The following is a 25,845-nucleotide window of genomic DNA, read 5'->3' on the forward strand; positions in this document are numbered from 1 at the left end:
AAATTTTGCAGGGGAGGGACAGGCCATGCAGCTGTATTTTGCCGTGCCGGATACGGCTGCTACCCACGATGGGGTGCTGGTGCGCAGCTTTCTGCGCCAGTGTGCCGTCTCTACCGACCTTGCCCGGGCGGTCAAGTTCCGGGGCGGCGGCTTTTTTGCGGACGGCGTGCCTATTCTGGCAAACCGGCGCATCTTTCCCGGGCAGGTGCTCTCTTTTGCCCTGCCGCCGGAGGGGGACGGCGTGACCCCGCAGCCGGAAATTCCGGTCAAGGTGGTCTACGAGGACGCCTTTGCCGTGGTGCTGGAAAAGCCGCCGCAGCTGGCGGTGCACCCCACCCTGAACTACCCCGGTGGCACGCTGGCCAACGGCTACGCGGCGTGGGCGGCGGCCCACGGCCACAGCCCGGTGTTCCGTCCGGTGAACCGCATTGATAAGGACACCAGCGGCCTTGTGCTGGCGGCGAAAAACGCCTACGCCGCGCCGCTATTGGCGGGCGGGGTGGCAAAGCTGTACTATGCCGTTGCGCAGGGTACACTGCCGCTGGGGGAAGGGGTCATCGATGCACCTATCGGCCGCCGGGGCGACAGCATCATCGGGCGCTGCGTTACCCCCGAGGGCAAGTCCAGCCGCACGGAGTATACTATTATAAAGGAAGAAAACGGCCTTAGCCTTGCGGCCTGTGTGCCGGTGACCGGCCGCACCCACCAGATCCGGGTGCATTTTGCATCCATCGGACATCCGCTTGCGGGGGACGACCTTTACGGCGGCAGTCGGGAGCACATTGGCCGACAGGCACTGCACTGCGCGAAGCAAAGCTTTGCAGTGCCTGTATACACCCCACTGCCGGACGGTATCCGGGTGGAAATGCCCTTGCGGCTGCGCACAGTCACGGTGGAAAGCCCGCTGCCGCCGGATATGGAAGCGCTTTTTTCGTGAAAACTGCGTGAAAAAAGTAGCCAAATTTTATGTAAGCGCTTGTTTCAAATCATGCAAAGTGTATAATAAAAAAAGAGCGTATTGTGTACAGGCCCTGTTGGCCTTTTGAACAGGGGGACGTACACCATCTAGCTGTTGTGTTCCGGGCCGAAAAAATGCCCTGCAGCAGCGCAGGAAGGAGAAAATCCCGTTGATTGAAGATAAAACAAAGGAGCAGCAGCCCGCTGCGCAGCCGGTACGGCATCCCCGCCGCCAGAAGCTGCGTTCACTGTGGGCACAGCTCCAGTGCCGGGGTGTGCTGCGGCGGCACAGGCTGCACCGCAAGCGTCAGCACCGCCGGGAAAAGTGGCTGCATAAGCTGCTGCACAACCCCGTAGCCCCTGTTGTGGGCGAGGGACTGTATGCCGTGGGTTTTTCTGCCGAGTATGCGGTCATCCGCACTGGGCGCCGCTTACAGCACGGCTTGCAGCGTCTGCTGCAGACGGTCAGAGAACTGCTGAAAAATATCGCATCCATGGCGTTCCCCGGGGCGGCGCAGCTGCTGCGGGATCTGTTTGGTCCGGTGGTGCTTGCCCTGCGGGGTACTTGGGCGCTGCTGCGCCACGCACATCAGGTGCGCAAGGAGAAAGGCTTTGGCGCTGCGCTGCGCGCAAGCGGACACTTCCTTACCCATGGCATCGCCGATAACATCCGCCTTGTGCCCCGTATGGCTATGTATGTGCTGCCGGTGGCAGCGCTGGCTGTTATGGTGACTGTGTTCCAGACCACCATCCGCCAGCCCTACGCCTTGCAGGTGCAGGTGGACGACAAGACCGTGGGCTATGTGGCCAACGAAGAGGTGTTCAACTCTGCGCTGGAAGCTGTGCAGCAGCGTATCAATTATTCCGGCGCAGAGCAGGCACGTTTTACCGTGGAGCCTACTTATTCCGTGACCGTCGCCCATGACGTGATGGACGAAAATGACGTGGCTGACGCCATCCTCAAAAATTCCAGCGACCAGATCAGCGAGGGCACAGCTTTGTATCTGGACGGTGAGCTGACCGCCGTGTGCGCGGACGGCACCAGCCTGCAACGATACATCAGCAGCCTGCTGGAACCCTACGAGAACCCCGATGACCCCAACACCACCGTGGGCTTCAACAAGGATGTCACACTGGAAAACGGCATCTACTTCAACAAGAGCTTCCAGGATGAAGCCGAGGTGGAGCAGCTGCTCTCCGGCGTACAGCAGGCAGAAAAATCCTATACGGTCCAAAGCGGCGATACCATCTGGTCCATTGCCCAGAAAAACGGCCTGACCGTGAAGGAACTGTGTGAAATGAACACCGGCTTTACCGCCAATGGTGAAAACGGTCTGACCCAGAACTCCAAGATCCTGCCCGGCGATGCACTGACTGTGGTGCGGGAGGAGGAGACGCTGGAGGTGCGCATCACCAAGGTGGAAAGCTGGGAGGAAGAGATCGCCTACACCACCGAGACCACCAAGTCCAAAGAGCTGAACTCCGGTACCAAGCGCGTTACCCAGAAGGGTGAAAACGGCGTCCGCACTGTGACGGCACAGCGGGTGTACGATACAAACGGCAACCAGCTTTCCCAGCAGATCCTGAGCACCGTGGTGACCAAGGAGCCTGTGACTGAAAAAGTTACGGTGGGTACCAAAAAGGTGTCCTCCGGTGCATCCTATATCACCGGCAGTGGACAGTTCATCTGGCCGGTGCCCGGCTACCGGTACTGCTCCCGCTGGTACGGCGGCAGCCACAAGGGCGTGGATATCTGCGCCGCCGCCGGTACGCCCATTTACGCTTCGGCAGCGGGTACGGTGACCAAATCTGGCTACAACCGCGCCGGTGCGGGCACAGGCTACGGCAACTCTATCATCATCAACCACGGCAACGGCTACACCACCGTGTATGCCCACTGCCTGTCGCTGGTGGTGCATGCCGGTCAGTCGGTCAAGCAGGGTCAGCTCATCGGCTATGTGGGCAGTACCGGACGTTCCAGCGGCAACCACTGCCACTTCGAGATCCGGCGCAACGGCGCTTATGTTTCGCCGCAGACCGTGTTCAACCGCAATAAATATCGGTAAAAAGCAGCGAGGGCTTTTCCACAGGGGAAAGCCCCTCTGCTGTATCATGAATAAAAAGGAGAGATCATCTATGTCTACCCCTCACATCAGCGCAGAAATGGGCGATTTCGCCAAGACAGTCCTTATGCCGGGTGACCCCCTGCGTGCCAAGTTTATTGCCGACACCTTTTTGCAGGATGTCCGGCAGGTGACCGGTGTGCGCGGGATGCTGGGCTTTACCGGCACCTACGAAGGCCGCCCCATCAGTGTGATGGGCAGCGGTATGGGTATGCCCTCCATCGGCATCTACTCCTACGAGCTGTTCAGTTTCTACGGCGTGGAGAACATCATCCGCATCGGCTCTGCCGGCAGCTACACCGAGAAGGCCAAGCTGTTCGATACCGTGCTGGCCACCGGTGCTGTGAGCGAGAGCAACTACGCCCGGGTGCAGAGCGGCTTTACCGGCAACGTCACCCTGCCCAGCGCAGCTTTGAACGAAAAGCTGCGTGCCTCCGCTGCAAAGCAGGGCATCCCCCTGATCGAGGGCAACATCCACTCCTCGGACGTGTTCTACCGCCAGCCCTCGGACGCAAAGCCCACCTACTGGGAAAAGCTGCGGGACGAGGACGGCTGCCTGTGCGTGGAGATGGAAAGTTTTGCCCTGTTTGCCAACGCACAGGTGCTGGGCAAGAACGCCGCCTGCCTGCTGACCATCTCGGACAGCTTTGTGGCCCCCGGCATTACCACCGCCGAGGAGCGCCAGAAGAGCTTTACCGACATGATGAAGGTCGCTCTGGGTGCAGAGTACTGATCGCATACTTTTCCAGCGCGGCTGCCGCCCCAAGGCTCAGCCGCGCTGTTTTTGCCCGTAAAAGGAGGGAGCAGCATGACAAAACTGACCATGGAAGAAAAGCAGGAATTGATCCGCATGGCGCTGGCCGCGCGGGAAAAGGCCTATGCACCCTACAGCGATTTTATGGTAGGCGCTGCGCTGCGCGCTGCGGACGGCCGCATCTTTACCGGCTGCAACGTGGAGAACGCCGCCTTTACCCCCACCAGCTGCGCCGAGCGCACTGCTTTGTTCAAGGCAGTGGCAGAGGGCGTGACCGCGTTTACCGACATCGCCGTGGTGGGCAGCCGCCGGGGTGAAGTGAACCGGCAGATCACCTCGCCTTGCGGGGTATGCCGTCAGGCGCTGTTCGAGTTCGGCGGGCCGGAGCTGAACGTCATTATGGCAAAGACCCCGGAGGATTTCATCGAGCGCAGCATGGATGAGCTGCTGCCCTTCGGCTTTGGCCCCTCCAACGTGGCGGGCAACAGCGCCGTGGAAGGAAAGTAACTGTCTTTCTGCGAAAAACAGCGCAAGCAGGGGAAAATTAGTGAATAAGTATTACTTTTTTATAAATTATACAAGGGATTTGTAAAGAATTTGTAATCGGAAATTGCTTGCATCTGTCACTTCCACCCGCTATACTTGAGCCAGCAAATGTGCCAGAGCGCACATTTCATTCATTTGACGCAATTTTTTAAAATAAAAGGAGAGTTTCTTATGAAGATTTCTCGTCGTAACTTTCTGGCCGTGGCCGGTGCTGCTGCCGCTGCCGCTGCTCTGACCGCCTGCGGCGGTTCTTCCGCTTCCTCCACCAGCACTGCTTCTTCCGCAGCTGCCAGCTCTTCCGCCGCTTCCGGTGCAGCAGACGGCGCTGAGAAGATCGCCAAGGTCGCTCTGACCTGTGATACCGGCACGATCGATGATGAGAGCTTCAACCAGGCTTGCTGGACTGCTGTCTCCAGCTACATGGGCGACAACTGCCAGTACTATATCCCTGAGTCTGATGCTTCCGATGAGGACCGCGAGACCATGATCCGTCAGGCTGTCAACGACGGCGCTGACGTTATCGTCTGCGTGGGCTACCTGTACGGCGCATCTCTGGCATGGGCTGCTGAGCAGTATCCCGACATCAAGTTCATCGCTATCGACGTGACCCAGGGCGATATCGGCACCGACAGCATCCCCGCCAACTGCTACTGCATCACCTTCAAGGAGGAGCAGGCAGGCTATCTGGCAGGTTACGCCGTTGTCAAGGATGGCTACACCAAGCTGGGCTTCCTGGGCGGCATGGCTGTGCCCGCCGTTATCCGTTACGGCTACGGCTATGTGCAGGGCGCTGACGCTGCTGCAAAGGAGCTGGGCACCAACATTGATATTAACTACTTCTACGGCGGCCAGTTCTACGGCGATGCCAACATCACCTCTCGTATGGAGGGCTGGTATGCCAACGGCACCGAGATCGTCTTTGCCTGCGGCGGCGGCATCTACACCTCCGCTGTCGAGGCTGCCCTGAAGAACAATGGCTACGTTGTGGGCGTTGACGTTGACCAGAACTACATCGGCGCGAACGGCGTGGAAAAGGACGGCTACGCTTACAACCCGTTCATCACCTCTGCCATGAAGGGTCTGTCTGAGTCTGTCAGCACCGCTCTGGGCGACATCGAGGCCGGCGAGTGGAGCAACATCGCTGCTACCAACGGTAACTTCGGTCTGGAGGAGGGCGACTATGTTGGTCTGCCCACTGCTGATGACAGCTGGAACTTCAAGACCTTTACCAAGGACGAGTACGAGACCCTGAAGGACAAGATCGCTTCCGGCGAGCTCGTTGTGGACAACAGCTCCGATGACGCTACCAAGCCCACCGTCAGCGAGTTCACCAAGGTCAACTACATCCAGTAATCGATTTCCCGGAATTACTCCCGTAATAGGGGCGGGGTGCTCATGCAGGGGCACCCCGCCCTTTTTGTATGCCTATGTAGGAAAAACAGGTAGGAAATCATGCAGACCGTACAAAAGTAATACTTTTACTTGTGCTTTTTGACAAAAAATCAAAAAGCCGTGTGCAAACCGCAAAAAATCAGGTATAATGGTTTGTAGAATAGAAAAGGTGTCGTTACGGCACGAAAGGAGAGTGAGCAGATTGGCAGAGGATTATGTGATCGAGATGCTCCACATTACCAAGGAATTCCCCGGTATCAAGGCAAACGATGATATCACCCTGCAGCTGCGCAAGGGCGAAGTACACGCCCTTCTGGGCGAGAACGGTGCGGGCAAAAGTACGCTGATGAGCGTGCTGTTCGGCCTGTATCAGCCGGAACAGGGCAAGATCCTGAAAAACGGCAAGGAGGTCGCCATCCGCAACCCCAATGATGCCAACGCACTGGGCATCGGCATGGTGCACCAGCACTTCAAGCTGGTGGAATGCTTCAGCGTGCTGGACAACATCATCCTGGGCGTGGAACCCAACAAGATGGGCTTTTTGCAGAAGGTCGAGGCACGCAAAAAGGTGATGGCGCTGAGCGAAAAGTACGGCCTGCGGGTGGACCCAGACGCCCTGATCAGCGATATCTCGGTTGGTATGCAGCAGCGCGTGGAGATCCTGAAGATGCTGTACCGCGACAACGAGATCCTGATCTTTGACGAGCCTACCGCTGTGCTGACCCCGCAGGAGATCGACGAACTGATGGAGATCATGCGCGGGTTCAAGAAGGAGGGCAAGTCCATCCTGTTCATCACCCATAAGCTGAACGAGATCATGGCTGTGGCTGACCGCTGCACCGTGCTGCGCAAGGGCAAGTATATGGGCACGGTGGATATCAAGGGCACCACCAAGGAAGAGCTTTCCCGCCGCATGGTGGGCCGTGACGTGCAGCTGCAGGTGGAAAAGCAGCCTGCACACCCCGGCGAGGCCGTGCTGGACGTAAAAAACGTTACCATCCACAACGACCAGCGCAAGAAGGATGTGGTAAAAGACGTGTCCTTCAAGGTGCACGCAGGCGAGATCGTCTGTCTGGCGGGCATCGAGGGCAACGGCCAGACCGAGTTCATCTACGGTCTGACCGGTCTGAGCAAGCTGTCTGGCGGCAAGCTTACGCTGGACGGCAAGGACATCACCCATGAGAGCATCCGACAGCGCTCCAAGGACGGCATGGGTCACATCCCGGAGGACCGCCACAAGCACGGTCTGGTGCTGGATTTCAGTCTGGAAAACAACATCGTATTGCAGCGCTACTGGCAGCCGGAGTTCCAGAAGGGTGGCTTTATCCGTGCTGATAAGGTGCGCGAGTACTCTGACCGGCTGATCGAGCAGTACGACGTGCGCAGCGGTCAGGGTAGTGTGACCACCGTGCGCAGCATGTCCGGCGGCAACCAGCAGAAGGCCATCATTGCCCGCGAGATCGACCGCGACCCCAAGCTGCTGGTGGCAGTGCAGCCCACCCGTGGTCTGGACGTGGGTGCCATTGAGTACATCCACCGCCAGATCGTAGCCGAGCGCGACAAGGGCAAGGCCGTGCTGCTGGTCAGCCTTGAGCTGGACGAGGTGATGAACCTTTCTGACCGCATCCTTGTAATGTATGAGGGCGAGATCGTGGGCGAGTTTGACCCCAAGACCACCACCGTGCAGGAGCTGGGTCTGTATATGGCAGGTGCCCGCAAGCAGGGAAAGGAGGAGCAGTAACACATGAATAAGAAAAAACTTTCCCGCAGCGGCAGTCTGCAAAGCTCTGTTACCAGCGTGCTGGCTGCACTGCTGTGCATCCTGATCGGTTTGCTGGTGGGCTTTCTGGTGCTGGTGGCCATCAACCCCGCACACGCATGGGGCGATGGTTTTGTGCGCATCATCAAGGGCGGCTTCCACGATGCCCCCTACGGCGTGGGCAAGGAACTGGCCAATGCCGCACCCCTGATCATGACCGGTCTGTCCGTGGCCTTTGCCTTCAAGACCGGCCTGTTCAACATCGGCGCAGCCGGTCAGTATACGCTGGGCGCTTACGGTGCGCTGTACTGCGCCATCATGCTCAAGCTGCCCTGGTTCGTCTGTCTGCTGGCAGCAGCCGTGTTGGGCGGCCTGTGGGGCGCGATCCCCGGTTTCTTCAAGGCCTACTTCAACATCAACGAGGTCATTACCTCCATCATGTTCAACTGGATCGGCCTGTATCTGGTAAATGAGCTCATCTACCAGAACGGTACCGGCCCCATGTACGATGTGCGCAACACCCGTACCCTGAACCTGAGCAAGAACGCTGATTTTGCCCAGTCCCTGATCCCGGACTTCGGCCTGAACAAGCTGTTCCAGACCAACAGCACCACCATTGCCATCTTCCTAGCGGCAGCGGTGGCCGTGCTGATCTGGGTGGTGCTGAACAAGACCACCTTTGGCTACGAGCTCAAGGCCGTTGGCCTGAACAAGAACGCCGCCCGTTATGCCGGTATCAACGAGAAGAAGAACATCATCCTCTCCATGGCCATTGCCGGTGCACTGGCAGGCTTCGGCGCGGGTCTGTTCTATCTGTCCAACGTGTCCCAGTGGAACCCGCTGAACTCTACCAGCCTGCCGGGCATGGGCTTCAACGGCATCTCGGTGGCACTGCTGGCCAGCTCGAACCCCATCGGCACCGTGTTCTCTGCACTGTTCATCTCCCATATCTCGGTCGGCGGCTCCTTCCTGTCCACCAAGTATTACCCCACTGAGATCTCGGATCTGATCAGCGGCATCATCATCTACCTGTGCGCATTCTCCATGCTGTTCCGGGGCAAGATCCAGAGCCTGTTGTTCCGAAATGCCGAAAAGACCAACGTGAATGCAGAGCCTGCGCCTGCCGCAGAAAAGACCAAAAAGGAGGGCAAGTAATATGCTGCTTCTGATCAAATATACCCTGCTGTACGGCATCGTGCTGATGCTGGTGGCACTGGGCGGTATGTTCAGCGAACATTCCGGCATCATCAACATTGCGCTGGAGGGCATCATGGTCATCGGCGGCGTGGCCGGTGTGCTTACCCTGACCATGCTGCCTGCAAGCCTGTCGCCCTTCCTTGTGGTGCTCATCTCCATTCTGGTGGCAGCGCTGGCGGGCGTGGTTTACAGTCTGCTGCTGGCTTTTGCCTCCATCAACCTGAAGGCCGACCAGACCATCGGCGGCACGGCGCTAAACCTGCTGGCCACCGCCATTGCAGTGGTCATTTCCAAGTACTTCAGCGAGAGCGGCAGCGCCAAGCTGAACTACTCCAACAAGCCCTTCCTGTTCAGCATCGGTGGGCTGGAGCTCAGCGTGTTCGTGCCGCTGGGGCTGATCTTGCTGGTAGTCAGCTACATCGTGCTGTATAAGACCCGCTTCGGTCTGCGTCTGCGTGCCTGCGGCGAGCATCCGCAGGCTGCGGACTCGGTGGGCATCAATGTTTACAAAATGCGTTACGCCGGTGTCATCCTTTCCGGTGCGCTGGGCGCCATCGGCGGTCTGGCGTATATCGTGCCCCCGGTGCAGACCTGGAACTTTGAAGTCGGCGTGGCCGGTGCAGGCTTTCTGGCACTGGCGGTTATGATCTTTGGCCAGTGGAAGCCTTTCCACATCTTTGGTGCGGCCATGTTCTTTGCCGTGTTCAAGAGCCTTGCCAACATCGCAGACTCTACCTTCCTCGCGCAGCTGCACTGGTCCAGCAATATCTATAATATGATGCCCTTCGTGGCCTCCATGGTCATTCTGGCCTTCACCTCCAAGAACAGCATGGCACCCAAGGCCGAGGGTATCCCCTACGACAAGGGCTCCCGTTGAGCGCATTCGCTAAAAATCCGTAAAATGAAGGCATTCGCAGTCATCCATGTGCTGCGGATGCCTTTTTTGTACGGGGCATGGCATATTTTGTCCATCTGTTTACCGGCAGAAAATGGCATTTTTACTTGTAAAATACAACAAGATGTGCTATCATTATAGAATGAATGTGTATCTATAGGAACCCGGTGTACATTTCTTGCACTGCGGAACAACAAGAAAGGTGAGTCTCGCTATTATGGACGAAAAAGCAACTATGGGACAGTCTCTCCGGAGCGCGGAGGACGAAGAGACCATTGATCTGATGGAACTGGCGCGCCTGCTGTGGGCGCATATTGTGCAGATCGTGGCAGCAGCTGTTGCGGCAGCGCTGATCTGCCTGCTGGTGTGTATGTTTGCGCTTACACCCAAGTATCAGGCTTCCATCAACATGATCGTGAACACCCGGCAGGACACGACCACCACCTTCACCAGTGATAACTTCAACTCTGCCAAGAACCTGATCAGCACCTATGCGGTCATTATCAAGGGCAACACTGTGCTGAACGAGGTCATTGATGAGCTGGAACTGGACATGACCTACGGCGAGCTGTATAAGATGGTGGAGGTTGCCGATGTGGACTCCACCCAGATCATGAAGATCACGGTCACCGATACCGATGCAGAGCGCGCGGGCGAGATCGTCCAGACCATTGCGGACATCGTACCCGACGTGCTGGTGGAAAAGGTGGAAGCCGGCTCCTGCAAGACGGTGAGCGATGTGGCCATCAACCCCAACAAGGTGTTCCCCCAGACCAAGAAGTACGTTGTAATGGCCGGTCTGCTGGGCGCTGTTCTGGTGTGCGGCGTTCTGGTGCTGGCACATCTGCTGCACGATACCATTGTGGATGACGAAGACGTTCAGAAGAAGCTCGGTCTGCCCGTGCTGGGCCTGATCCCGGAGGTGTAAGACGATGTTTGGTAAAAAGAAAAAGGGTGGTATTCACGACAAAAGGAATGAACACCACGCTCTGCAGCTGATCACCGATAAGGGGATGCCCTTTGGCTATGTGGAAGCCTACAAGTCTCTGCGCACCAATCTGGACTTTATGGCAGGCTCCATGGACGTGCACACACTGGTTATCACCAGTACTGTGCCGGAAGAGTCCAAGAGCAATGTGGCAATCAATCTGGCGCTGACGCTGGCAGAAAGCGGCAAAAAGGTGGCGCTGGTGGACTGCGACCTGCGCAAGCCGGTGCTGCACCGCTACCTGAAGGCCGGTCACAACGTAAAAGGCGTTTCCAACGTGCTGTCCAACCAGTGCACGCTGGAAGAGGCTTTGCAGGAGATTCAGGAAATGAACCTGACCTTCCTACCTGCAGGTACCCCGCCGCCGAACCCCTCCGAGATGCTGAGCCAGCCGCAGATGAAGGCTATGGTGGAGACTCTGCGTCAGGAGTTCAATTTTGTCATCATGGACGCACCTCCGGTGTCTGTGGTCACCGATGCAGCCGTCATCGGCCGCTATGTGGACGGTGCCATCTTTGCAGTGCGCTCCGATTACGCCCCCACCGATGCGGTGCGCGGCGCGGTGAAGAAGCTGCAGGACGCCGGTGTCAAAGTGCTGGGCAGCGTGCTGACCCGCTACGACATGAAGAGGGCGCTCAAGGGCTTCAGTTACGCATACAGCTATGCCTACAATTATAACTATGCCTACGGCAAGCAGGAAGCCGCTGCCGGTAAATAATAAGGAAGCACGGTTATGACCGATCTGCATTGTCACATTCTGCCCGGCATCGATGACGGCGCAAAGGATACGGCGGTCTCGCTGGAGCTGCTGCGCAGGGAATACGAGGACGGTGTGCGCAATATTGCGTTCACCAGCCACTTCAACAGCGAGCGCACCACGGTGGAAGCCTTTACGGCAAAGCGTCAGGCTGCCTTTGAACAGCTGACTGCCGCGCTGGAAGGGCAGCCTATGCAGTTCGACTTCAAGCTGGGGGCAGAGGTGTTCTTCTCGCCCGGTCTGTGCGAGCTGGACACCTGGGCGCTGTGCATGGGAGATACCGCCTATCTGCTGCTGGAATTCCCCACCACCCACAAGCCGCATTTTATCCGGCAGACCCTGTACAATTTGCAGCAGCAGGGTATCGTGCCGTTGATCGCGCATATCGAGCGCTACCCCTATGTGCTGGAGGATCCCACCCTGCTGTACGACTGGGTAGCCGCCGGTGCCTATGCGCAGATCAACGCCGGAGCCCTGCTGGAGCCTAAGCTCTGCAAAAAGTTGTGTAAGTTCATCCAGTGGGGACTGGTTCATGTCATCTCCACCGATACCCATTCCCCGGACAAGCGCCCGCCCCGCATGGCACAGGTCGTGCAGCAGCTGGAAAAGCTGCTGGGCAAGGAAACTGCTGCCCGCATCGTGCGCAACGGCGATGAACTGTTCCACGATCAGGAGTTGGACGCTGCGACCCTGCATCAGCCCAAAAAGTTTTTGGGCATGTGGGTCTGATCCTATAAGTAAGGAGAAAACTGCCCGGGTGGAGGTGTACTCTGCCCGGGCAGCGGATTTTAGTATGAAGAAAAACAAGGTCCTGAAAATCGTAATGATCGTGCTGGGCGCGCTGGTGGTTCTGCTGGCAGCAGCAGTCCTTGGGGTGTTGTTCTACCTCCGCGGTCTGGCAGACGGTATTCCCGAAACATTGCCGGATGCCCCGGCGGACAGCACAGAGCTCACCCTGACGGATGAGGATCTGGATAAGCTGCTCAGCGGCGATATCACGCTGGAAGAACTGACCGACGAAACCGCTGCGTCCAACAGTGGGGAACAGGAAGCATCAGCCAGTGCTCCGCAGGAGGGAGAGGATTCGGCATCCGCTCCGGCAGGTTCTTCTGCTTCTTCGGCAGGCTCTGCCTCCCGGACGGAGAGCGGCAGTACCGCTTCCTCCGGCAAGCAGGAGAACACCACCGGCACAGCCAGCTCCAGCACAGCATCTGCCACAGAAAAACCGGCGTCCTCGTCCGGCAAACAGGAGGCTTCCTACGAAGCTGAGGTCAAGGCACTGTTGAAACAGCTGTACAGCGTCAAGGCGCGTGCCGAGGCAGAACTGAACAGCTGCATTGCCGGGGCAAAGGCAGAGTTCAAGTCGCTGCCGGAGTCCCAGCAGACACAGGCGCGCAAGATCTCCATCGTGCTGGCCAGAAGCGGCAGACTGTATGCGATGCAGGCATCTTATGATAAGGAAGTGGAGAGCATCGTCAGCCAGATGCGCGCCATTCTGACCGCCAACGGTCAGAGCACCGCATTGGCCGATCAGGCGATGGCCTCCTATAAGGCACAGAAGAGCGCCATGTATTCCCAGCTGACTGCAAAGCTGTACTCCTGACCCGCAAAACGACCTATGACCACCCGCGGCACATCTCCCGGGCACTGACTGTGCGGGAGAAGGGGCTGCGGGTGGATTTGTTTTGCCTTTTTGCTGTAATATGGAGAAAAATGTCAATAACATGGAGGGATGGCTCTGTGGTGGAGATGCTGCCTTTTACGCCGACAGGGGAGGGTAGATTGTACGCGCCAACGGAACAATCGTCCAAAAGGCCGGAAAAGCAGCACTTTTACCTACAAATATACAGAGGATTTGTATAAAGTATAAGATTTCACTCATGCTTTGATACAATAAAGTGAATCTTTTTCATGTAAATTGACAAAAATCGTGGTTATCCTTATAATAAACAGAGTGTTTCTCGGGTATGGACGATGGTGTTTGTGCAACCGCAAGATGCCATCGTTTTATTATTCGCTTTTTCTGTCCGCGCGCCAAGGACAGACGTCCGCTATGTGTGAGGCTGGTGGACTGCGGGAAAGTGTGGCTCGGCCTGAGAGCAAATACAGTAATTCATTGATAGGATTGGAGTGGCATCAAACGATGGCAAAGTACATCATCAAGCGTGTCGCAATGGGTATCTTCAGTATCTTCATTGTGGCTACGGTTACCTTTTTTGTCATGAACCTGGTTCCCGGTGGCCCGTTCGTGGCAGAAAAGTCCATCAGCGCCGCTGCTCAGCAGGCTCTGGCCGAAAAGTACGGCCTGGATAAGCCGCTGGGTGTGCAGTACGTCAACTACATGAAGAGCCTTTTGCACGGCGATCTGGGTCTGAGCCTGCGTCAGCGCGGCCGTACCGTGAACCAGATCATCGCCAGCAAGCTGCCGGTGTCCTGCCGTCTGGCGGGCATTGCGGTTCTGGTGGCTCTGTGCGTGGGCATCCCGCTGGGCTGCATTTCCGCTTACAACCGCGGTAAGTGGCTGGATAACATTATTATCGTGTTTGCAACCTGTGGCATCGCGATCCCCAGCTTTATCTCCAGCGTGCTGCTGCTATACCAGTTTGGTATGAACATGAAGGTGCTGCCTACGGTTGGTCTGAACAGTGCAGCCGCCTACATCATGCCGGTCACCGCACTGGCCATCTATCCCTCGGCTTATATCACCCGTCTGATGCGCTCCAGCCTGCTGGATGTTATGGGTCAGGACTATATGCGCACCGCCCGCGCAAAGGGCGTGTCCCAGTTCATGATCCTGTTCAAGCACGCACTGCGCAACGCCATCCTGCCTGTCATCACCTACGTTGGCCCCATGCTGGCAAGCCTGATGACCGGTTCTTTCGTGGTGGAAAAGATCTTCTCCGTGCCCGGTCTGGGCCGTGACTTCGTGTCCGCCATCACCAACCGTGACTACACTATGATCATGGGCACCACCATCCTGCTGTCCAGCATGGTCATCATTGCAAACGTGATCGTGGATATCCTTTATAAGATCATCGACCCGCGCATCAAGCTGCAGTAAGAGAAAGGAGCGATTTTCATGGAAAACATTAAAAAGAATCCGCTCAGCCTGCAGCTCAACGCGGAGGATTTTCTGCCCGCCAGCAATGAGGAAAAGCAGAGCTTGGTGGTCATGCGCGAAAGCGTCAACTTCTGGAAGGACGGTATCCGTCGCCTGAAGAAGAACAAGATCGCCATGGTCAGCTTTGTGTTCATCATTGCCATTGCCATCTTTGCCTACCTGCTGCCCGCCGTCTGGCCTTACAGCTACTCCGAGCAGATGAAGGGCAGCAACAACCTGAAGCCGTTTGAGTACTCCGCCTCCGAGCAGGCGCGTATCGACGCAGGCGAAAAGGTGTTCCCGCACATTCTGGGCACCGACCGTATGGGTCGTGACTTCGCTGTGCGTATCATGATGGGCACCCGCGTCAGTCTGTCCGTTGGTCTGATCGCCTCTGTGCTGGTGCTGATCATCGGTGCCACCTACGGTGCGGTTGCAGCCTTTGCCGGCGGATGGGTGGATAATATCATGATGCGTATCACCGATATTCTGTACACCATCCCCGATATTCTGCTGATCATCCTGCTGGGCATGGCGCTGAAGGACCCGCTGGACAAGCTGTCCACCCAGCCCGGCTTCAAATGGATGCAGACGCTGGGTCCCAACATGATCTCCATCTTCATCATCTTTGCTCTGCTGTACTGGGTCGGCATGGCGCGTATCGTCCGCAGCCAGATCCTGATCCTGAAGGAGAGCGAGTATGTTACCGCTGCCCGCGCACTGGGCGCTTCCAGCGGCCGTATCATCAAAAAGCATCTGCTCACCAACTGCATCGGTACCCTGATCGTTACCACCACTCTGCAGATCCCGGCCTCCATCTTTACCGAGAGCTACCTGAGCTTCATCGGTCTGGGCGTTGCAGCTCCGCTGCCCTCTCTGGGTTCTCTGGCTACCGATGCCGTCAAGGGCATGAACACCTACCCCCATCTGCTGATCGCACCCGCACTGATGATCAGCGTGATGATCCTTGTGTTCAACCTGTTCGGCGATGGCCTGCGCGATGCCTTTGACCCGAAGCTGAAGAATTGATGAGGTGAACAGAAATGAGCGAGAAAATTCTTGATATCAAAGATGAACGCCTTTCTTTTTTCACCCCTGCGGGCGAAGTAAAGGCACTGAACGGCGTTTCCTTTACCATGAATCAGGGCGATGTTTTGGGCGTTGTGGGCGAGTCCGGCTCCGGTAAGTCGGTCACCGCCTACTCCGTTATGGGTCTGACCGCTTACCCCGGCAAGCTGGTGGGCGGCAAGGTGTGGTTCAACGGCCACGAGATCGAGAACATGAAGGAGAAGGACTTCCGCAAGATCCGCGGCAACGAGGTCTCCATCATCTTCCAGGATCCCATGACCAGCCTGAACCCGGTGTACACCATCGGCAACCAGATCGTGGAGGTCATCCGTCTGCACACCGATAAGAACAAGACCGAGGCATGGGCACGCGCTAAGGAGCTGCTGGAATTGGTCGGCATCAATGAGCCCGAAAAGCGCCTGAAGCAGTACCCCCACGAGCTGTCCGGCGGTATGCGCCAGCGCGTGATGATCGCGACTGCACTGGCTTGTGAGCCCAAACTGCTGATCGCCGACGAGCCCACCACCGCACTGGACGTGACCATTCAGGCACAGATCCTTGAGCTGATGCAGGATCTGCGCAAGAAGCTGGGCATGAGCATCATCATGATCACCCACGATCTGGGTGTCGTGGCTTCCATGTGCGAGAAGATCGCCGTGATGTACGCCGGTCACATTGTGGAGTACGGCACCACCGACGAGATCTTCTACCAGCCGGGTCACGAGTACACCAAGGGTCTGATCAACTCCATCCCCAAGCTGAACACCGCAGAGCACGAGCGCCTTGTGCCCATCGAGGGTACCCCTGTGGACCTGCTGAATCCGCCGGCAGGCTGCCCCTTTGCGCCCCGCTGCAAGAACTGCATGAAGATTTGTCTGAGCAAGATGCCCCCGCGCACCGAGCTCAGCGATACCCACTATACCTACTGCTGGCTGCAGCAGAAGGCTGCATTTGAGAAAGGGGAAAAGGCAGAATGAGTGAAAACAAGACGCTGGTCGAAGTCCAGCACCTGCAGCAGTATTTCCCCGCCGGCGGTGTGGGCAAGAACCGCAAGTACGTTCAGGCTGTGGATGACGTAAGCTTTGCCATCCGCAAGGGCGAGACCCTTGGTCTGGTAGGCGAGTCCGGCTGTGGCAAGACCACCACCGGCCGCACCCTGTTGCGCCTGTACGAGCCCACCGGCGGCAAGATCTACTACGACGGCAACCTGCTGTTTGATAAGGAAAACAAGATCGCAGTGGATATGCTGCCCTACCGCCGCCGGATGCAGATCGTTTTTCAGGATCCCTACGCAAGTCTGGATCCCCGCATGACCATCGGCGACATCGTGGGTGAGGGCATTGATATCCATCATCTGGCCGAGAACGAAAAGGACCGCCACGATAAGATCATCGCTCTGCTGGAGCGCGTTGGTCTGAACAGCGAGCACGCAAACCGCTACTGCCACGAGTTCTCCGGCGGTCAGCGTCAGCGCGTGGGCATTGCCCGTGCACTGGCTGTGAACCCCGAGTTCATCGTTTGTGACGAGCCTGTTTCCGCACTGGACGTTTCCATTCAGGCACAGGTCGTCAATATGTTCGAGGATCTGCAGCAGGAGATGGGTCTGACCTATCTGTTTATCGCCCATGACCTGAGTGTTGTGAAGCACATCTCCAACCGCATCGGCGTGATGTATCTGGGCAAGATGGTGGAGCTGGCCGACAGCTACGAGCTGATCACTCACAGCATCCACCCCTACACCCGCAGCCTGATCTCCGCAATTCCGGTGGCAGACCCCATTACGGCCCGCCAGTCCAAGCGTATCGTGCTGCAGGGCGATGTGCCCAGCCCCCTGAACCCGCCGTCCGGCTGCCGTTTCCGCACCCGCTGCCCCTATGCAGACGAGCAGTGCGCCAACGAGGTGCCTGAGTTCAAGGAGGTCTCCACCGGCCACTGGGCTGCCTGCCATCACCTTGACCGCGTGAAGTAAGAACATCTCACACCGGCAAGAGGTGAAAACAATTCAACTTAGCACTGAAATGTTGTCACAAAATGGTTACAGTCCAAGTTTTGGGCTTGTAACCGGCGTGAGAACGCATTATAATCATTCGTGTTCCTCCGATGTACAATTTGCACCGGATCGAATATAGAGGCGGCTGGGGGAACCTGGCACACTCAAATTTGATATAAGGGAAGGATATTATTATGAAACGCATTTCTCGTCGTAATTTCCTCAAGGTTGCAGGCGTGGGTGCCGCTGCTCTGGGTCTGGCAGCCTGTGGCGGCAGCAAGTCCGGTTCTACCGCAACCTCCGGCACTGCTTCTTCCGCTGCTGGTTCTTCTACCGGCAGTGTTAACACCGCTGGCTTCACCGTCCAGTACGGCCCCAACCCCGAGACTCTGGATCCCGCTTTGAACAGCGCTATTGATGGCGCCAACACCATCATCACCATCTTCGAGCCCCTGCTGATCATCAACGAGAACAACGAAGTTATTGGTGGCCAGGCTGAGAGCTGGACTACCAGTGAGGACGGCCTGACCTGGACCTTCACCATGCGTGACGGTCTGAAGTGGAGCGATGGCACCGACCTGACCGCTAAGGACTTCGAGTACAGCTTCAAGCGTATGGCTGATCCTGCTACCGCTGCTCCCTATGCAGCGACCTGCCTGGGCATGATCGATGGTTTTGACGCAGCACAGGCTGGTGATACCGATGCTCTGAACGTCAAGGCAAGCGATGACGGCAAGACCCTGACCATCGTTCTGGCTTACCCCTGCTCCTACTTCGACAAGATGGCCGCATTTGCATCCATGAGTCCTGTGCAGCAGGCTACCGTTGAGGCCAACGGCGATGCATGGTGCACCTCCGCTGAGACCTTCGTCTCCAACGGCCCCTACATGATCACCGAGTGGACTCCCTCCGAGCGTATCGTTCTGTCCAAGAACCCCAACTACGTCGGCGGCTGGGATAACTCCAAGATCGTTTCTGACAGCATCACCCTGCTGCTGCTGGAGGACTCTTCCGCTGCCTTCGCTGCTTACAACAGCGGCGAGGCTGTCCTGATCAAGGATGTGCCCACCGACGAGATCCCCAGCCTGACCAAGGCAGAGGACGGCGGCGACTTCTATGTTGACACCATTCTGGGCACCTACTACGTCAGCCTGAACCTGCAGCGCGATGCTTTCCAGAATGCCAAGGTTCGCAAGGCTCTGGCTCTGGCCATCGACCGCGACTACGTTGCCAACACCATCATGCAGGGCACCTACTCTGCCGCTTCCAACGTGGTCGGCCCTGGCATCGTGGACGAGCAGGGCTACTTCTACGACAACGCGAACGGCGGTTCTCCCTACATTGCAGCTGACTACGAGGCAAATATGGCCGAGGCTAAGAAGCTGCTGGAAGAGGCTGGCTACCCCAATGGCGAGGGCTACCCCACCATCGAGTACAGCACCAACGATGCCGGCTACCATGTGCCTCTGGCAGAGTACCTGCAGCAGACTTGGGGCGATCTGGGCATTACCCTGACCATCAACAAGATGGAGTGGTCCTCCTTCACCCCCGCTCGTCGTGCAGGCGAGTACGATGTTGCCCGTAACGGCTGGGTCATGGACTACAACGATCCTTCCAACATGATCGAGTTGTTCTGCACCGGCAACGGCAACAACGATGGTAAGTACTCCAACGCTGACTACGATGCTGCTGTCGAGGCTTCCCGCGTTGCTGATGTCGCCGAGCACTTTGCACAGCTGCACAAGGCTGAGGACATCCTGATGGAGGATATGGGTTGCATCCCCGTTGCTTACTACAACGACTTCTGGCTGCAGAGCTCTTCTCTGAAGGGCATCTGGCACAGCCCGTACGGCTACTGGTACCTCCAGTACGGCTACATCGAGGAGTGATCTCCTCCGTGTGCTGTGTAGCGTAAGCTGAGCTGTAAACTATAAGCACTAAGCGCCCCGCTGACCGGAAACGGTTGGCGGGGTGCTTTTTTGCGTTTGTCGAGGTACGGAAAAACAAACAAAGCGGCTGCTGCACAGCATTTGGTGCAACAGCCGCTTTTGATTTGTTTGAATGTTTGTCGGAGCAAAAAAGCCTTCCCCCTTTGGGGGAAGGGGGCGCGCCGCGCCGGATGAGGGGATTGAAGCATAACCGTGTGGTTTGTACTAAAGGCTTCCCCCGGTCGGGGGAAGCCTTTAGAGCAAGCCGTACAGTTATGCAAGAATAGCTATAAAAGCAGACGCTGCTTACACCGCAGCCATAGCAGCCAGAACGCTCTGCCAGCTCTTGCTGCGTGCAGCAGGCACCGGGGCGGGGCGGGTGCGTCGTGCAGCAGGGGCAGTATGGCAGGCCGCAGAGGATACCGTCAGGGCAGGGGAGGAGCAGAAGAACACAGCAGTGTCCTTTGCCAGCCACTGCGCAGCCAGTGCGGCAGCCTGCGGGTCAGACTGGAGGGCGCGGCGCTCGTTCCCGGCCAGAAAATCTGCCAGCCAGTACAAAATGGCAGCAAGCGGCAGGCAGGGGGAAGCGTCCTGATTCCAGTAACTCCAGCGTGCACCGCAGCCAAGGTAACTTTCCACCGTGATTTGTGCGCCGGTGCGGGCATTCTGCGGGATGGTACCAACATAGTTGGCCCCGGCACGCTGTCCCAGTTCCTCTATAAGGCGCTGGGTGCGGGCAGCATCCAGACGGTCCTCACGGCAGTAGGCGCGGAAGTCGGTCTGGCTCAGCAGGCTATCGGCACTGGACGGAAAACGCCCGGTCAGCTGCCCCTCCGCATTGTGGCACAGCTGCCAGCCCTTGCGGAACAGCTGGAAATTCAGGCAGCGCCGTCCCATGGTGGAATAACACACAAGGGCGCTCTGCTCCCCGGGCAGCTGTTTTACTTCAAGATAGGCATCGTTGCCGCAGGTGTCCTGCAAACGGACGGTGAGCAGCAGCTGTGCACCAGTGTGCAGGGTAGACATGGCGTTGTGCATGGCGTCAAAATAACGGGAAGCATCCATGGTTGATCTCCTTCCTGAAAACAAACAGCGAAACGTTGTAAAAACGCCAGCCGGGTGATCAGGCCGACAGGCTGCATAAAACTTCTCTGAACGTAGTATAGCATACTTTCGGGCGAAAAACAACTGTAAGTTTTTTAAAACAACAAATTTTTGCAAAAAATCTACGGTACAAAGCAAGCGGAAGTTCAAAATATGGTTGTGCCTTGAGATGCGTGGTTGTAAAAACGACCCCTGTGGGAGGTGCCGACAAAGGCCGAATCTGCTCCCGCAGGGGTTGTTTTGCTTCTTTAATCGCCAAGTTCCCGGATCTCGTTCTGGATCAGCCGTCCGGCAGCGCGGGCAAGCTGATCCATGCCGCGGATGCGCGCCATATTTTTGCCGTAGATCTGCGCGGCGGCACCGGCGCTGCTGTCCTCGCCCATAAAAACGGCAGACACCCGCACGCCTTGCCGCTGCAAGGTGCGCACCTGCGCGGCGGTATCGGCCACACCGGCGGCGTCCTCGTAGGCACAGCCCAGTGGGTTCTGTGCTGTGGGCGGGATGCGGCGGCTGTCGTTGGGGCTGGCGTCGGTCAGCAGGATCATCAGGTGGCGCGGGGCAGGGCCGGGGGCGTACCGGATCAGATCGCCCGCCGCCCGCAGCGCCAGACCGTCCCGGTTCCAGCCCGATGCGAAGTAGCGGAAAATGTTCTGCCGGTTCTTGTCCGCAAAGCCTTTCAGCACCCGCAGCACTGTGTAGCCCCGCAGGCTGCTAAAGGCGCTTACCCGCACCGGAATGCCGCAGTTGGCCAGACTTTCGGCCAGAATGACACCCTGCGCCGCGATCACCTCCTGACAGTGCAGGCGGGAGGCCGAGGCGTCCAGCAGCAGATCCACCGTAAAGGCGGGGCAGTTTTCCTCCTCCGGGCACAAAAACACCCGGTCATCGTTCAGGTAAGGGGCGCGCCACACCCGCCCGGCACACAAATCACCGCTGCGCGCCACCCGCTGGTCGGGCTGCTGATGCACCAGAATGCAGTTGCGGATCTGCTCCGTAAGGCGCAGCACCACGCTGCGGTGCAGCTCCTGATTTTTGGCGTAGTAAGCGCGGTTGCGCTCGGCCTGCAATTCGGCCTGCTGTGCCAGTTGCCGCGCTTCCGGGGTGGGCGCCTGCTCCGGGCTGGGCACCCCGGCGCTGAACCACAAATGACAGCCCAGATGCACCCCGGTGCACAGTTCCTGCTCGGCCTTGCGCAGCTGTTCCGGCGGGTAAAAGCAGCGCCCGAAGCAGCTTTCAATATAGGCGCGATCCTGCGCTGCGCGCTGCTTCAGGGTGATATTTGCCCGGCGCTTGTCCACCGCCAGCCCGCTGCCTGCGGCATCCACCGCGCCGGAATGCTCCACCGTCACCCGATCAGTCTTGATCATCTGGGTGGGCATAGTTCTGGTGGCCAGCTTTGCCCAAAAGCCCTGCAGCCGAAGATGCAGCGTGGGCTTCTGGCGCACCTTGCCGTCAAACAGGGCAAATTTTGCAAACAACGCCAGCAGGTCATTTTTGATCTGTGCCGGTTCTGGTGCGTTCTCCGGCTCCAGCGCGGCGGCAAGGCTGCTCTCGTAAGGGGTCATGACCGGGGCGGTGCGTCCCAGCACCTTGCGCCAGCGCGCGGCCTGCATGGTGTATACCAGCTGGTTTTTCGCCATCCACTCCTGCCGCGAAAGCTTGTACTGGATGGCAAAAAAGTAGTCCGCATGGGCAAACCGCAGCGCCTCCAGCACCGGGCGGCGGGGCAGCTCCAGCCGGTAGGCGGCGTTTTCTAAGTACAGCCACGCCATATCGTCCAGCATGGGCTGGCGGGTGTCACCCTCCCAAGCGGAAAAAATGTCCCGGATCAGCGCGTCACCGTAGTATTTGTGCACCAGCCCGACGATGCAGTTCATGTAAAAATCAATGGTGCCGTCCGTATTGCGGGCCAGAAACAGCGGCTCGAAGCCGTAAGCACCGGCAGCGGCCCAGACCTGATTGGCCGCACGCCGCTCCTGCGCGGTGTAGCTTTGGGCGTCCATCAGGCAAACAGCTTTCCGGCATCCAGCTTGGCCGGGATGCGCGCGGCGATCACGTCCCGGATCAGCCCCTGCTCGTAGGAGTCAAAGGCTTTATTGGTGATGCCCATATCCAGCGCAGCCCCGGCAGGGATGCCCCTGCGGATCAGCCGCAGCGCGTCCAGCATACCGCGCAGATCCAGCGCCTTGGTGGAGATCTCGGCACTGTCGCACTTTTTCTGCAGGTCCAGAAACAGCAGTGCGAACTGATGCACATATTTTGCGGTAAGTTCCGGGAACTGCGCCCGCAGCAGCTTTTCCAGATTATCCTGCGTGATGGTGGGCATCTGCACCACCGCAAAGCGGGAGGTGAGCGCTTCATTCAGCTCCCGGGTGCCTGCGTAGCCGTAGTTCATGGTGGCGATAAAGCGGGTCTCCTCAGCCAGCGGGATGCGGTCGTACCCGGGCACGTCGATGGCGCGGCGGAAGTCCAGCACCGCGTGCAGCACCGCCAGCGCCTCGTTTTTTGCCATGTTGATCTCGTCCAGCACGCCAAAGCCGCCGCACTGTGCGCAGCGGTACACCGGCCCGGGACGGAACACTACCTGCCCGCCCGCAAAAGTATCCATGCCGATGAGGGAGGCGGCGTCCATGTTCACATGAAAGGAGATGTCCCACGCGGGGCGGCCAAAGGCAGCGGCAAGATTTTCTGCCAGCACATTTTTTCCGGTGGCCTTTCCGCCGGCCAGCAGCAGGTTTTCACCGCAGAGGATGGCCGCCAGCGCCTGCTCCCACACCTCTTTGCCGTAGTAGGTAAAGGCAGGGGCGGGGATACGCGGGCGCAGCGCCTGCTCCAGCGGATGAGCGGCGCGGTATTCCTGCACCGCCGTAAGCAGGGCGGGGTTCACCCCTTCCTGCCGTAAGGTATCCAGAATATCCGACATTTGTACAAACACCTCGATCTTTGACAGGGCGGGAATGAACTGCCCGGTTTTCAGCCTTATCATAGCACAATCGCGGCCATTTGTGTAGGGGGCGTGGGGGGCAAAAACGCAAAGAGGGGCAGCCCCAAATAGGGCGGCCCTCTTCACATGAAAAAGAAGAAAAGAAGAAACGCTTAGAATATGCCGGAGAACTGCGCTTTATCAGGCGTTTTCCAGACCGGCCATCTGCTTGACGGATTTGATGGCAAAGGTCAGGGTGCGGCCACAAGCGGTGCCGCCCATGACGCAGGGGTAGTTGTTCTGGAAGAAGCTGCCGGACATATCGCCGGTAATGTACAGGCCGGGAATGGGCTCGTTGTTGCTATCCTTCGCCTGGCAGTTTTCAGTGATGGAAATACCCTGCATACTGCACAGCAGAGAGGCACCCAGCCAGCAGCCGTAGAAGGGAGCGGTGCGGATGGCGCTCAAACGGCTTGCAGGCTTGCCGAAGTCCTCATCGTTCTGTTTGTCATACAGCTCGTTGTAGCGGGCAACGGTGGCTACAAAGTTGTCCTTGTCGGCACCGGTAAAGCCCATCTTGTCGGCAAGCTCTTCAATGGTGTCCGCCTTCATGATCAGGCCTTCTTCGGCGTACTGTTCCAGCTTCTTTTCCATGCCGCCGGGAACCAGACGGGTGACGGCAGAGCAGCCGATGGTGTGGAAGCGGGTAACATCCTCAAAGTAGTTTGCATCGTGGATCATGGCGTAAACATGACCCGGCTGCTGGAAGGAAGCGTGAGAAGCGTTGTCGTACTCCTGACTCTCATTCATAAAGCGTTCGCCATGGCGGTTGACCTTCAGGAAGGGCTGGCTGCCGGGGTTGTACTGACCCACAGTGCCGGGGAAGGCCTTGCCGCCAAAGGCAGAGGGGGCATCCACATAGCCGGCATCCACGCCGGGGGCCACCAGACCACGGTCGAACAGGACGGGAGCGGGCTCTGCATCCAGATGTGCACCTGCCCAGATCGCGGCACGGATGCCGTAACCCTTGTCGGCAGGCGTATAGGAGCAGGCAGTGGTCACACTGGTGCCCAGCGGGTCCAGCTGCTCCATCATGTAGGGGTTGCCGGCATAGCCGCCGCAGGCCAGCAGAACGCCCTTGGCTGCATGGATGCGGATGAAGTGACCGTCCTCGGTGTTCTGGGCGATCACACCGGTAATGCGGCCGTCTGCGTCCTTTTCCAGCTTAGCCAGACCGGTGTTGAAGTCCACGCCGTAGCCCTTGCTCTCAATGTACTCCTGGAACACCACGTTGCGGGGCTTTTCACCGGCGCGGTAGTCTACCTGCTGCACGGGGAACATAAATTTGGTCTGGCTCACCTGGGTGTCATCCGGCCACTTGGCTTCATCGCCGGAGGTCAGGTTGCACACATAGTTATAAGGTTCGTTTTCCAGGATGCTGGCAACGAAGTCATGCATGGCGGCAGACTCGTTGATCCAGGTCTTGACCACACGCTGGTCGCAGCGGCCGCCCATAGAACGGGAGATCTCGCTCAGCAGCTCGGCACGGGTCACCGGGGGAACGCCCTGCTTCTGTGCTTCGCTGCTGTCGATGGCGCCGTACCAGTGGCGGGTGTCCATGACGGCGGCATTCTGCTCGATGATGCGGAAATTCAGGCCGTTCTTGGCGGCAAAAGCAGCGGCACACATGCCGCCGTTGCCTGCGCCAACAATGACGATGTCGGTGTCCCAGGTCTCTGTGATGGCAGCTTCGTCGATGTCAGGTTCCTTGCCGAGCCAATCGGTGTCATCACCGGTGGGCAGCTGTACGCTGGTGACAACAGCCTCGCCCTTTGCCTGTGCATAGCAATTCTGGGCAGCTTTCATGACAGCCTTGGAGGTGACGGTGGAACCGGAAACACCGTCGATTTCGGCAGAGCCGGCGGCCATCAGCTGCTCGCGCAGCTCATCGGCAGCGGCAGCGCCGTAGGAAGCGGTCTCGCCGGAGGTGTCCACAACCACGTCGGTGACAGCGCTGTCAGAGAAGGTCATGGTGACCTTGACGGTGGAGGAGATGCCCTCGGCAGTGCCCTCATAGGTGCCGGGGATGTACTGGCCGGCAGCACCGGAAGTGGAAGCGGAAGCAGAGCCGGAGGCAGCATTGCAGGCAGCCAAAGCACCGGCGGTCACACCGCTCATAGCGGCGGCAGCGGCGATCTTGATGAAGCCCTTACGGGAAATCTTGTTCATAGGTACGCTCTCTTTCTTTTTGTTCCTTCTTATTGTGCAGCAAGGTGAAGGCCACTTTGCTGAATCCTTAACAATTGTAGCGTAGAAGGGTGCTGTTTACAATTCATATTTTTTATATTATAATTTAGGAAATCC

The 25,845-nt window shown here is 58.0% G+C and carries 21 protein-coding genes; 17 read left to right on the forward strand and 4 right to left on the reverse strand.

Features of this window, described 5'->3' with window-relative positions:
* The first annotated feature begins 25 nt into the window (after positions 1-25).
* From ACXPUX_RS07595 to ACXPUX_RS07675, 17 genes are all read left to right on the forward strand, one after another.
* Complete coding sequence (locus ACXPUX_RS07595; protein ID WP_458827775.1) at positions 26-937, forward strand: RluA family pseudouridine synthase; 912 nt, start codon at positions 26-28, stop codon at positions 935-937.
* A 190-nt stretch (positions 938-1,127) separates the two neighbouring features.
* Entirely contained in the window at positions 1,128-3,023 is a 1,896-nt protein-coding gene (locus ACXPUX_RS07600) for a LysM peptidoglycan-binding domain-containing M23 family metallopeptidase (RefSeq protein WP_458827776.1), read from the forward strand.
* 70 nt (positions 3,024-3,093) lie between these two features.
* On the forward strand, positions 3,094-3,813 hold the full coding sequence (gene deoD, locus ACXPUX_RS07605; protein WP_458827777.1) for a purine-nucleoside phosphorylase: 720 nt from the start codon (positions 3,094-3,096) through the stop codon (positions 3,811-3,813).
* Between the two features lie 75 nt (positions 3,814-3,888).
* Entirely contained in the window at positions 3,889-4,341 is a 453-nt protein-coding gene (gene cdd / locus ACXPUX_RS07610; RefSeq protein WP_458827778.1) for a cytidine deaminase, read from the forward strand.
* Positions 4,342-4,551: 210 nt separating this feature from the next.
* On the forward strand, positions 4,552-5,733 hold the full coding sequence (locus tag ACXPUX_RS07615; RefSeq protein ID WP_458827779.1) for a BMP family lipoprotein: 1,182 nt from the start codon (positions 4,552-4,554) through the stop codon (positions 5,731-5,733).
* Positions 5,734-5,998: 265 nt separating this feature from the next.
* Positions 5,999-7,513, forward strand: a complete 1,515-nt coding sequence (locus ACXPUX_RS07620) for an ABC transporter ATP-binding protein (protein WP_458831190.1) — start codon at positions 5,999-6,001, stop codon at positions 7,511-7,513.
* Between the two features lie 3 nt (positions 7,514-7,516).
* Positions 7,517-8,686: an ABC transporter permease gene (locus ACXPUX_RS07625; protein ID WP_458827780.1), complete on the forward strand. Its 1,170-nt coding sequence runs from the start codon at positions 7,517-7,519 to the stop codon at positions 8,684-8,686.
* Position 8,687: 1 nt separating this feature from the next.
* Positions 8,688-9,605 (forward strand): ABC transporter permease, encoded by a 918-nt coding sequence (locus tag ACXPUX_RS07630; protein WP_097779607.1) that lies wholly within the window; start codon positions 8,688-8,690, stop codon positions 9,603-9,605.
* Between the two features lie 235 nt (positions 9,606-9,840).
* Positions 9,841-10,551, forward strand: coding sequence for a YveK family protein (locus tag ACXPUX_RS07635; RefSeq protein WP_458827781.1), 711 nt, complete (start codon positions 9,841-9,843; stop codon positions 10,549-10,551).
* Between the two features lie 4 nt (positions 10,552-10,555).
* Positions 10,556-11,329, forward strand: a complete 774-nt coding sequence (locus tag ACXPUX_RS07640; RefSeq protein ID WP_458827782.1) for a CpsD/CapB family tyrosine-protein kinase — start codon at positions 10,556-10,558, stop codon at positions 11,327-11,329.
* Positions 11,330-11,344: 15 nt separating this feature from the next.
* Positions 11,345-12,097: a tyrosine-protein phosphatase gene (locus tag ACXPUX_RS07645; protein ID WP_458827783.1), complete on the forward strand. Its 753-nt coding sequence runs from the start codon at positions 11,345-11,347 to the stop codon at positions 12,095-12,097.
* 28 nt (positions 12,098-12,125) lie between these two features.
* Positions 12,126-12,971, forward strand: a complete 846-nt coding sequence (locus ACXPUX_RS07650) for a hypothetical protein (protein WP_458827784.1) — start codon at positions 12,126-12,128, stop codon at positions 12,969-12,971.
* Between the two features lie 540 nt (positions 12,972-13,511).
* Entirely contained in the window at positions 13,512-14,429 is a 918-nt protein-coding gene (locus ACXPUX_RS07655; protein WP_458827785.1) for an ABC transporter permease, read from the forward strand.
* A gap of 18 nt (positions 14,430-14,447) precedes the next feature.
* Positions 14,448-15,497 carry an ABC transporter permease gene (locus ACXPUX_RS07660; protein WP_005923262.1) on the forward strand — a complete coding sequence of 350 codons (1,050 nt, stop codon included), beginning with the start codon at positions 14,448-14,450 and terminating at the stop codon, positions 15,495-15,497.
* Between the two features lie 14 nt (positions 15,498-15,511).
* Positions 15,512-16,513 (forward strand): ABC transporter ATP-binding protein, encoded by a 1,002-nt coding sequence (locus tag ACXPUX_RS07665; protein WP_458827786.1) that lies wholly within the window; start codon positions 15,512-15,514, stop codon positions 16,511-16,513.
* Positions 16,510-17,505: an ABC transporter ATP-binding protein gene (locus ACXPUX_RS07670; RefSeq protein WP_458827787.1), complete on the forward strand. Its 996-nt coding sequence runs from the start codon at positions 16,510-16,512 to the stop codon at positions 17,503-17,505. The genes ACXPUX_RS07665 and ACXPUX_RS07670 overlap by 4 nt, the downstream gene beginning before the upstream one ends.
* A gap of 215 nt (positions 17,506-17,720) precedes the next feature.
* On the forward strand, positions 17,721-19,415 hold the full coding sequence (locus tag ACXPUX_RS07675) for a peptide ABC transporter substrate-binding protein (protein ID WP_458827788.1): 1,695 nt from the start codon (positions 17,721-17,723) through the stop codon (positions 19,413-19,415).
* 345 nt (positions 19,416-19,760) lie between these two features.
* Here ACXPUX_RS07675 and ACXPUX_RS07680 read toward each other — a convergent pair whose 3' ends face one another.
* The 4 genes from ACXPUX_RS07680 to ACXPUX_RS07695 form a co-directional block, all read right to left on the reverse strand.
* On the reverse strand, positions 19,761-20,519 hold the full coding sequence (locus tag ACXPUX_RS07680; protein ID WP_458827789.1) for a hypothetical protein: 759 nt from the start codon (positions 20,517-20,519) through the stop codon (positions 19,761-19,763).
* Between the two features lie 287 nt (positions 20,520-20,806).
* On the reverse strand, positions 20,807-22,561 hold the full coding sequence (locus ACXPUX_RS07685; RefSeq protein ID WP_458827790.1) for a vWA domain-containing protein: 1,755 nt from the start codon (positions 22,559-22,561) through the stop codon (positions 20,807-20,809).
* Complete coding sequence (locus ACXPUX_RS07690) at positions 22,561-23,481, reverse strand: AAA family ATPase (RefSeq protein ID WP_458831192.1); 921 nt, start codon at positions 23,479-23,481, stop codon at positions 22,561-22,563. The genes ACXPUX_RS07685 and ACXPUX_RS07690 overlap by 1 nt, the downstream gene beginning before the upstream one ends.
* Positions 23,482-23,682: 201 nt before the next feature.
* Positions 23,683-25,710, reverse strand: coding sequence for an FAD-binding protein (locus ACXPUX_RS07695; protein ID WP_458827791.1), 2,028 nt, complete (start codon positions 25,708-25,710; stop codon positions 23,683-23,685).
* Positions 25,711-25,845: the final 135 nt, after the last annotated feature.

It is taken from the genome of Faecalibacterium sp. PGM34 (assembly GCF_054456555.1).